Genomic DNA, 9,259 nt, shown 5'->3' with positions numbered 1-9,259 from the left:
GGCCGGCCCCGGCGTCCTCCGTGGTCTCCCCGCCGGGGCCGGCCCCGTCCGGGACCGCGGTGAGGAAGGGTTCGGTGCTCCTCGGCGGCCCCAGCTCCACCGGGGTGAGGCGGACCTGCGGGGCCTGCACCCGCTGCGGACGTCCGAGGGCGGTCTCCGGATCGAACTCCACCAGCTCGGCGGGCACCACCACCGTCGCGGTCAGTCCGCGCAGGTCGGCGGCCGCCAGGCGCACGCCGATCCGGTGCCGCCGGGCCAGCCTGCCGACGACGTAGAGCCCCATCCGGCGGGAGACCTCCACGTCCACCTCGGGTGGATCGGCGAGGCGCTCGTTCGCCCTGCGGATCTCGGTGTCCGGCATGCCCGCGCCCCGGTCGGTGATGTCGATGCGCCACTCGCGGTCGGCGCCGACCGAACTCACCACCGAGACCGGCTCGTGCTCCGGTGAGTAGGCGGTGGCGTTCTCGAACAGCTCCGAGACGACGTGGATCAGGTCGGCCGCCGCGTCCCCCGGCACCGACAGGTTCGGCGTCACCGCGACCTTGATCCGCTTGTAGTTCTCCACCTCGGACAGTGCCGCGCCGATGATCTCGTCGGCGGGCACCGACCCCGGCAGCGGCCGTCCGGCGTCCTCCCCGGCGAGCACCAGCAGGTTCTCGCTGTTGCGCCGCATCCGGGTCGCCAGATGGTCGAGTTCGAACAGCCCGCCGAGGATGTCCGGATCCTGCTCGTGCTCCTCCATCCGGTCGAGCACACCGAGTTGCCGCTCCACCAGGTCCTGACTCCGGCGGGAGAGATTGACGAACATCGAGTTCACGTTCTCCCGCAGCATCGCCTGTTCCCCGGCGAGTCGCACCGCCTCGCCGTGTACCGCGTCGAACGCCCGGGCCACCTCGCCCAGTTCCTCGCGGGTGTGCACGGGCACCGGATCGACGGCCCGGGTCGCCGTGTCCTCGGGTCTCGGGTGCTCCTCGGTCAGAATGTCCTCGACCGCGGCGGGGAGCCGGTTCTCCGCGACGTCCAGTGCGCTGGCCCGCAGGGCACGGACCGGACGCACCAGCGAACGGGTGATGACCACCGCCAACACGGCGGCGACGAGCAGTGCGCCGAGGACGATCCCCGCGTCCAGCGCGGCCGAACGCCGGGCGTCGGCGGCCAGCGCGTCGGAGCGCCGCTGGATCTGCGCCAGCATCGCCTCCTGGACCTGGTCGGCCAGGTTGACGGTGTAGGTGGCCGAGGTGTCCCACTCCCGCGCGGACAGGTTCTCGAACCCGGCGTCCGTCCCGGCCTGGGTGAGCACCGACTCCACGATGCCGTTGCCGATGTCCACCACCAGCCCGATCACGGTGTCGGTGTACATCCGCTGCTGCCGCGGGGTGGCCAGGGCCAGGAAGTCACCGCGGGCGGCGTCCAGCTCCGCCTCCGCCGCGAGGAGCGCGCGTTCCCGGTCCTCGGGCAGCCGTCCCCGGGCCAGTGCCTCGGCGACGATCGCCCGCTTGACCGACATCTGGTCCTTGACCCGCGCGAGCGCGTTCGCCGCGAGCCTGCTGCGCGCCAGATCGCCGTCGGCGACCCGGGACACGGCCCGGTCGCCGACGTCCAGCACGCCCGAGATCATCTCGCTGTACGCACGCAGCACGGCCTCCGCGGGCAGGTCGGTGTTGCGACCGGCGTAGCGCAGTCCCGTCAACTGGTCCAGACGTTGCGAGATCCGCCGGAAGGCGTCCACCGCGGCGGCGGACAACCCGTGTCGCGACGCGGTGAGCGTCCGGTCGAACGCCCCGATGGCGGCGTCGACGCGGTCCTGTTGTGTCAACAGCCGTTCCCTCGGCCGCTGCCTTCCCTCGGCGACGTGGCGCACGGTGAGATCCCGTTCGCGCTGGAGCTGATGCACCACCTCGGCGACCGTGCCGTCCACGCGGACCCGCTCGGCGGCCTCGGCGAAGCCCGCCGCCCGGTCCAGGTCCGCCTTCGCCCGCAGCCCCACCAGCACCAGCACCGCCACGGAGGGGATCAGCAGCATCACGAGCAGCTTGGTACGCAGGCGCCAGTTGCGTAACCGCCACCGGCCGCCGACACGGCCCGTACCTGCCGCGGCACCCCGGCCGGGGCGTTCGCTGCGACGGGTCACCTGGGCTTCCTTTGTTTCATATCGCAGTCCGCGGACATCTCCCGAAAACCGACGGAGGGTAGCGCGACGCACCCGCCACGCTCCACGAGGACGCTCGCGGCTGGAGAAGGGTTGCCGGTGATGGTATTGCTTCGGTCGGCATAAGCTCCACACCGTTGGCGAAAATCGCCTGTGACGTTGGAGGCGATCGGTGCGAACCCGTGGGCACCCACTGCCCCTGCTCGCCGCGACCCTGCTGTTGACCGCCTGCTCAGTGGTGTCGGACCCGGATCCGCCGGAGCGGGCGGCACCGGAGAAGGACACGATCCGCCTCGGGGTCGGCAACGTGATCGAGACGGCACCCGTGCGAATCGCCGTGCGGAACGGCGTCTTCCGCCGGGCCGGGCTGGATGTGGAACTGGTTGAACAACCGAGCGGAAAGGCGACCGTGGAATCGTTGGCGAACGGGGAACTCGACGTCGCCTTCGCCCGGAACGTTCCGCTGTTCCGTGCCGCGGCCCGGGGTGTGCCGCTTCAGGTGCAGGGTGAGGCCTACGTGGCCGGGGCCGACTCGATGGCGCTGGTCACCCTGCCGGACCCGGGGCCGACCGAACCCACCGACCTGGCCTGGCCGAGCATCGCGGTCGACGGTCCGGAAAGTCTCGGGACGCTGACCACCCGATCGGTGCTCGACACCGCCGGGCTCGCCCCGGAGACGATCACGTTCGTGCCCACCCCCGCCCCGGAGCGGGTCGAGGCACTCCGCCGCCGGGAGGTCGACGTGGCGTGGATGGTCGAGCCCTACATCACCCTCGCCCAGAAGGACCACGGGGCACGGCTGCTGGCCGATTCGGCACGGGGAGCCACCGAGGCGTTCCCGATGTCGGGCTACGCGACCACCCGGGAGTTCGCCGACGAGCACCCGCGCACCGTGGCGGCGTTCCGGCGGGCACTGGCCGAGGCCCAGCGACTGGCGACCGACGAGACCCGGGTCCGGGAGGCACTGCCCGACCTGACCGATGTCGACGAGGTCACGGCCGCACTGGTGTCGCTCGGGTCCTATCCACAGGTCGCCAATGCCGTGCGGCTGCAGCGGGTCGCCGACCTCATGCAGGGGGCCGGACTGCTGGACGAGCGACTCGATGTGCGGGCCCTGGTTCCCGAACCGGAACTCTCCTGACGAGAGCACGTATAAAGGAGGGCGTGACTGATGGCCCCCTGATCGTCCAGTCGGACAAGACGGTGCTGCTCGAGGTCGACCACGACCGCGCCGAGGACGCCCGGACCGCGATCGCGCCGTTCGCCGAGCTGGAGCGCGCTCCCGAGCACGTGCACACCTACCGGGTGACCCCGCTCGCGTTGTGGAACGCGCGCGCGGCCGGCCACGACGCCGAGCAGGTGGTGGACGCGCTCACCACGTACTCGCGGTTCCCGGTGCCGCAGCCGTTGTTGATCGACATCGTCGACACGATGGGCCGGTTCGGCCGGCTCCAGCTGCAGCACGACCCGGCGCACGGGCTGGTCATGGTCGCCACCGACCGCGCGGTGCTGGAGGAGGTGCTGCGCAGCAAGAAGATCGCCCCGATGCTGGGCGCCCGGCTCGACCCGGACACGGTCGCGGTGCACCCGTCCGAACGCGGGCGGCTCAAGCAGGCGCTGGTCAAGGTCGGGTGGCCGGCCGAGGACCTCGCCGGATACGTGGACGGCGAGGCGCACCCGATGTCGCTGTCCGAGGAGGGCTGGGCCCTGCGCGACTACCAGCGCCGGGCCACCGAGACGTTCTGGGCGGGTGGCTCCGGGGTGGTCGTCCTGCCGTGCGGTGCGGGCAAGACGCTGGTCGGCGCGGCGGCGATGGCCAAGGCGGAGGCGACCACGCTGATCCTGGTGACCAACACGGTCGCGGGCAGGCAGTGGAAGCGGGAACTGCTGGCCCGGACGTCGCTGACCGAGGACGAGATCGGCGAGTACTCGGGGGAGAAGAAGGAGATCCGCCCGGTCACGATCGCGACCTATCAGGTGATCACGCGGAAGAGCAAGGGCGAGTACAAGCACCTGGAGCTGTTCGACTCCCGCGACTGGGGTCTGGTGATCTACGACGAGGTGCATCTACTGCCCGCGCCGGTGTTCCGGATGACCGCGGACCTGCAGTCCCGGCGCAGGCTGGGTCTGACGGCCACCCTGGTGCGGGAGGACGGCCGGGAGGGCGACGTGTTCTCCCTGATCGGGCCGAAGCGCTACGACATCCCCTGGCGGGACATCGAGCAGCAGGGCTGGATCGCCCCCGCCGAGTGCACCGAGGTCCGGGTGACCCTGACCGACAGCGAGCGCCTCGCCTACGCCACCGCGGAGGCCGAGGAGCGCTACCGGCTGGCGTCGACGGCACACACCAAGTCGGGGGTCATCCGGTCGATCGTCGACAAGCACGCGGGCGAACCGACCCTGGTGATCGGCGCGTACCTGGACCAGCTGGAGGAGCTCGGACAGGCCCTGGACGCGCCGGTGATCCAGGGGTCGACGAGGAACAAGGAACGTGAGGCGCTGTTCGAGCGGTTCCGCTCCGGTGAGATCGACAAGCTGGTCGTGTCGAAGGTCGCCAACTTCTCCATCGACCTGCCGGAGGCCTCGGTGGCGATCCAGGTGTCCGGTACCTTCGGCTCCCGCCAGGAGGAGGCGCAACGCCTGGGCAGGCTGTTGCGCCCGAAGGGCGACGGCAGGCAGGCCCACTTCTACTCGGTGGTCGCCCGCGACACGGTGGACACCGACTACGCCGCCCACCGCCAGCGCTTCCTGGCCGAACAGGGCTACGCCTACCGCATCGTCGACGCCGACGACCTCCTCCGCCCCCTGTAACCCGCCCGGGTGAGTGACCGGCGGGGCGGGCGTGGACGACAGGGTGAGCGGGGAGAGGCGGGGAGAGGCGGGGAGCGGTGCGCCGGGCGGACGTGCGGATCGGGACCTCGGGCTGGATCTACCCGGGATGGCGGGGCGTGTTCTACCCGGAAGGGTTGGCGCAGCGGCGCGAGCTGGAATACCTCTCCCGGCGGGTGAACACCGTGGAGATCAACGGCTCGTTCTACTCACTCCAGCGGCCGGAACGGTACCGCCGCTGGTACGACGAGACGCCCGACGACTTCGTGTTCGCCGTCAAGGGCGGGCGCTTCCTCACCCACATGAAGCGCCTGCGCGACGTCGACGCCGCACTGGCGAACTTCCTCGCCTCCGGGATCCTCGCACTCGGCGACAAGCTCGGTCCGGTGCTGTGGCAACTGCCCCCGCGAATGTCCTTCGACCCGGACCGGCTGGCGGCGTTTCTGGCCCTGTTGCCCCGCACGACGACCGAGGCGGCCGAACTGGGCCGCCACCACGACGACAAACTCCCCGCCGAGCCCTACCTGACCGTGGCCGCCGAGCGGCCCCTGCGTCACGCGCTGGAAGTGCGCCACCCGAGCTTCGACGACCCACGCTGCTCCGCTCTGCTACGCCAGCACGACGTCGCGCTGGTCACCGCGGACACCGCGGGTACCTGGCCGTTCCTGGAGAAGGTCACGGCCGACTTCGTCTACGTGCGGCTGCACGGCGACGTCGAGCTCTACGCGAGCGGCTACACCGACACGGCCCTGCGGAGGTGGGCCCGGCGGATCGAACACTGGCACGCCGACGGGCTCGACGTGTTCGTCTACTTCGACAACGACGTCAAGGTGAAGGCGCCCGGGGACGCACGGGCACTCGCCGACCTGGTCGGGGTGCCCGGCACGTCCCCGGGCGGTGGGTCGGATCGACCCTGACGGAGCGGGTCAGGCGCTGGTCGCCTGCCTGCTGTGTTCTCCCTCGGCGATCTCCTCGACGAGCTTGTCGCAGAACGCAGGCAGATCGTCGGGGTTGCGGCTGGAGACCAGGCCGCCGTCGGTGACGACCTCCTCGTCGACCCACTCGGCCCCCGCGTTGCGCAGGTCGGTCCGCAGGCTCGGGTACGACGTCATCCGCCGTCCGCGCACGACATCGGCCTCGATCAGCGTCCACGGTCCGTGGCAGATCACGGCGACGGGCTTGCGCCTCGAGAAGAACTCGTGGACGAAGTTCACCACGTTCGGGTCCGTCCGCAGCAGGTCCGGATTCGCCACGCCACCCGGCAGGACGAGCCCGTCGTAGTCGTCCACCGAGGCGTCGGTGACCACCTTGTCGACGGGGAACGTGTCCCCCTTGTCGAGGTGGTTGAACGCCTGGATCTCCCCCGCCTTCATCGAGATCAGCTCGGGGGTACCGCCCGCGTCCTTCACCGCCTGCCACGGCCGGGTGAGCTCCACCTGCTCGGTCCCCTCCGGCGCCACCACGAACGCGACCCGGCGATTGGTCAGTGTGTCCGCCACACTCATCACTCCTTCCACTCGCCGTCCGGGATTACCCATCCGTGCGAGCGGGTGAAACGACCGTGTCGGGCCGCACCGCACGATCCCCGCGCCGCCCGGTGCGCACGGGGCGGATCACCCCGTCGCGTGATGACAGGGTCCGGTGAATGCGAGGGATCCGACCACGGTCGGCGCCAACCCGAAGACGGCGGCGACGAGAGACGGGCCCATCGGGAACGTAACGGGCACACCGGCATTGCGCGGGTCGACGAGGGCACGAACCCGCCGTCCCACACGTGGGCGGCACTGGTACGCGCCCGGTCCCCACCGCCGACGCCGGTGGCTGTCGATTCCGTACTCCAGCTCGGCCTGATATGCGCGGGGCGGGCCACGTTCCCTACGTCCTCTGGTCCGATGGAGCGAACCGGGACGGCTCTGACCTCGAAGTGGCGACTCGCGGGCATGAAGTGGCGACTCGCGGGCATGAAGTGGCGACTCGCGGGCATGAAGTGGCGACTCGCGGGCATGAAAAAGCCCGGCCCCGTGGTGGGGCCGGGCTTCTCGGGCTCAGGGCAGGATCACATCATGCCTTCCATGCCACCCATGCCGCCGGTGGGGTCGGCGCCGCCGCCACCACCACCGTTCTTCTCCGGCTTGTCGGCGACCACGGCCTCCGTGGTCAGGAACAGGCCGGCGATCGACGCGGCGTTCTGCAGCGCGGACCGGGTCACCTTGGCGGGGTCGATGACGCCCGCGTTGATGAGGTCCTCGTACTCGCCGGTCGCGGCGTTGAGGCCCTGGCCCTGCGGCAGGCCCTTGACCTTCTCCACCACGACGCCGCCCTCGAGACCGCTGTTGACGGCGATCTGCTTGAGCGGGCCCTCGACGGCGACCTTGACGATGTTCGCGCCGGTGGACTCGTCACCGGAGAGCGACAGGCTGTCGAAGGCGGCCTTGGACGCCTGGAGCAGCGAGACGCCGCCACCGGCGACGATGCCCTCCTCGACGGCGGCCTTGGCGTTGCGCACCGCGTCCTCGATGCGGTGCTTGCGCTCCTTCAGCTCGACCTCGGTCGCGGCGCCGGCCTTGATGACCGCGACACCGCCGGCCAGCTTGGCCAGCCGCTCCTGCAGCTTCTCGCGGTCGTAGTCGGAGTCGCTGTTCTCGATCTCGGCGCGGATCTGGTTGACCCGGCCCTGGATCTGGTCCGCGTCGCCCGCGCCCTCGACGATGGTGGTCTCGTCCTTGGTCACGACGACCTTGCGGGCCTGCCCCAGCAGGGAGATGTCGGCGTTCTCCAGCTTGAGGCCGACGTCCTCGCTGATGACCTGGCCACCGGTCAGGATGGCCATGTCCTGCAGCATCGCCTTCCGGCGGTCACCGAAGCCCGGGGCCTTGACGGCGACGGACTTGAAGGTGCCGCGGATCTTGTTGACGACCAGGGTGGCCAGGGCCTCGCCCTCGACGTCCTCGGCGATGATCAGCAGCGGCTTGTTGGTCTGCATGACCTTCTCGAGGACCTGCAGCATGTCCTTCACGTTCGAGATCTTCGATCCGAACAGCAGGATGTACGGGTCCTCGAGGACGGCCTCCTGGCGCTCCGCGTCGGTGGCGAAGTAGCCGGAGACGTAGCCCTTGTCGAAGCGCATGCCTTCGGTGAGCTCCAGCTCGAGACCGAAGGTGTTCGACTCCTCGACGGTGACGACGCCTTCCTTGCCGACCTTGTCGAGGGCCTCGGCGATCAGGTCACCGATGGTGCGGTCGGCCGCGGAGATCGACGCCGTGGCGGCGATCTGCTCCTTGGTCTCGACCTCGTTGGCCATCTTGTGCAGCTGCTCGGTGACAGCCTCGACGGCCTGCTCGATGCCGCGCTTCAGCGCGATCGGGTCGGCGCCGGCGGCGACGTTCCGCAGCCCCTCCTTGACCAGGGCCTGCGCGAGCACGGTGGCGGTGGTGGTGCCGTCACCGGCGACGTCGTCGGTCTTCTTGGCAACTTCCTTGACGAGTTCCGCGCCGATCTTCTCCCAGGCGTCCTCGAGCTCGATCTCCTTCGCGATCGAGACGCCGTCATTGGTGATCGTCGGCGCGCCCCACTTCTTCTCGAGCACGACGTTGCGGCCGCGGGGGCCGAGCGTCACCTTCACGGCCTCCGCGAGGGTGTTCAAGCCGCGCTCGAGACCGCGGCGGGCGTCCTCGTCGAACGCAATCTGTTTGGCCATTGTCGGTGGGTCCTCCGGTAGTCAGGACACGTCCTCGGCCAGGCTCGGTGCCCGCGACGGACGACCAGTCCACTCGTGGTGGACGTGGCCTCACCGTCCCGACCTTCAGGCGGCGGTCGGCGACCGCCGCCTGGCACTCGACGGTGCCGAGTGCCAATACCGTGTTTAGCACTCTCGCGAGGCGAGTGCAAGCGCGGGGGCGGCCTCCGGCGGCACGTCACGCGGACACCACACCGATGGATGACGCCTCGCTCAGGTGTCCCGGGAGGCTCAGGTGTCCCGGAAGGCTCAGGTGTCCGGGCGGATCGGGATCGACTCGGGCGGGAGGCCCTCGGCGCCGGTGCCCCCCATCTCGGAGGTCCCGGCGGGCCGCTCGTCACCCGGTCCGATCGGGATCTCCGGAGCGGGCGAGTTGCCCGCGGTGGCCGGCGCGGTTCCGCCGCCACCGTCGTTTTCGCCGAGCACGACCACCAGCGTGACGATCCCGGCCGCCAGCACGATCAGCGCCGCGAGCGCCCATACGATCCACGACGCGGTCCGCCGCGACGGGGACTCACCGGACCCGCGCGGGGGCCCGGTGAGTC

Annotated in this window: 6 protein-coding genes and 1 pseudogene; 3 read left to right on the top strand and 4 right to left on the bottom strand. The window is 70.6% G+C overall.

The genetic code is table 11. From position 1 onward, the window contains the following. The coding region (locus SACHA_RS21235) for a sensor histidine kinase (RefSeq protein ID WP_019809156.1) at positions 1–2,131 on the bottom strand (2,131 nt) is incomplete at its 3' end. A 190-nt stretch (positions 2,132–2,321) separates the two neighbouring features. Here SACHA_RS21235 and SACHA_RS0109310 point away from each other — a divergent pair. The 3 genes from SACHA_RS0109310 to SACHA_RS0109300 all read left to right on the top strand — a co-directional run bounded on the left by SACHA_RS0109310 (position 2,322) and on the right by SACHA_RS0109300 (position 5,895). Continuing rightward, the gene (locus SACHA_RS0109310) at positions 2,322–3,290 is read left to right on the top strand and encodes an ABC transporter substrate-binding protein (protein WP_019809152.1); all 969 of its coding nucleotides are present in this window, start codon (positions 2,322–2,324) and stop codon (positions 3,288–3,290) included. Positions 3,291–3,313: 23 nt separating this feature from the next. After that, positions 3,314–4,960, top strand: a complete 1,647-nt coding sequence (locus tag SACHA_RS0109305; RefSeq protein ID WP_019809151.1) for a DNA repair helicase XPB — start codon at positions 3,314–3,316, stop codon at positions 4,958–4,960. A gap of 77 nt (positions 4,961–5,037) precedes the next feature. Next, entirely contained in the window at positions 5,038–5,895 is an 858-nt protein-coding gene (locus tag SACHA_RS0109300) for a DUF72 domain-containing protein (protein WP_019809148.1), read from the top strand. 9 nt (positions 5,896–5,904) lie between these two features. On the opposite strand, the gene SACHA_RS0109295 is transcribed toward SACHA_RS0109300, so the two are convergent. The 3 genes and pseudogenes from SACHA_RS0109295 to SACHA_RS21230 form a co-directional block, all read right to left on the bottom strand. Further along, positions 5,905–6,483, bottom strand: coding sequence for a type 1 glutamine amidotransferase domain-containing protein (locus SACHA_RS0109295; RefSeq protein ID WP_019809146.1), 579 nt, complete (start codon positions 6,481–6,483; stop codon positions 5,905–5,907). 551 nt (positions 6,484–7,034) lie between these two features. After that, positions 7,035–8,675, bottom strand: a complete 1,641-nt coding sequence (gene groL, locus SACHA_RS0109290; RefSeq protein WP_007024456.1) for a chaperonin GroEL — start codon at positions 8,673–8,675, stop codon at positions 7,035–7,037. A gap of 288 nt (positions 8,676–8,963) precedes the next feature. After that, positions 8,964–9,259, bottom strand: a pseudogene (locus tag SACHA_RS21230) (serine/threonine protein kinase); the annotation flags it as partial.

This window comes from Saccharomonospora halophila 8, assembly GCF_000383775.1.
GTDB lineage: Bacteria > Actinomycetota > Actinomycetes > Mycobacteriales > Pseudonocardiaceae > Saccharomonospora > Saccharomonospora halophila.
The sequence above is the reverse complement of the archived record's forward strand: the minus strand, read 5'-3'. Positions and strand labels throughout refer to the sequence as shown.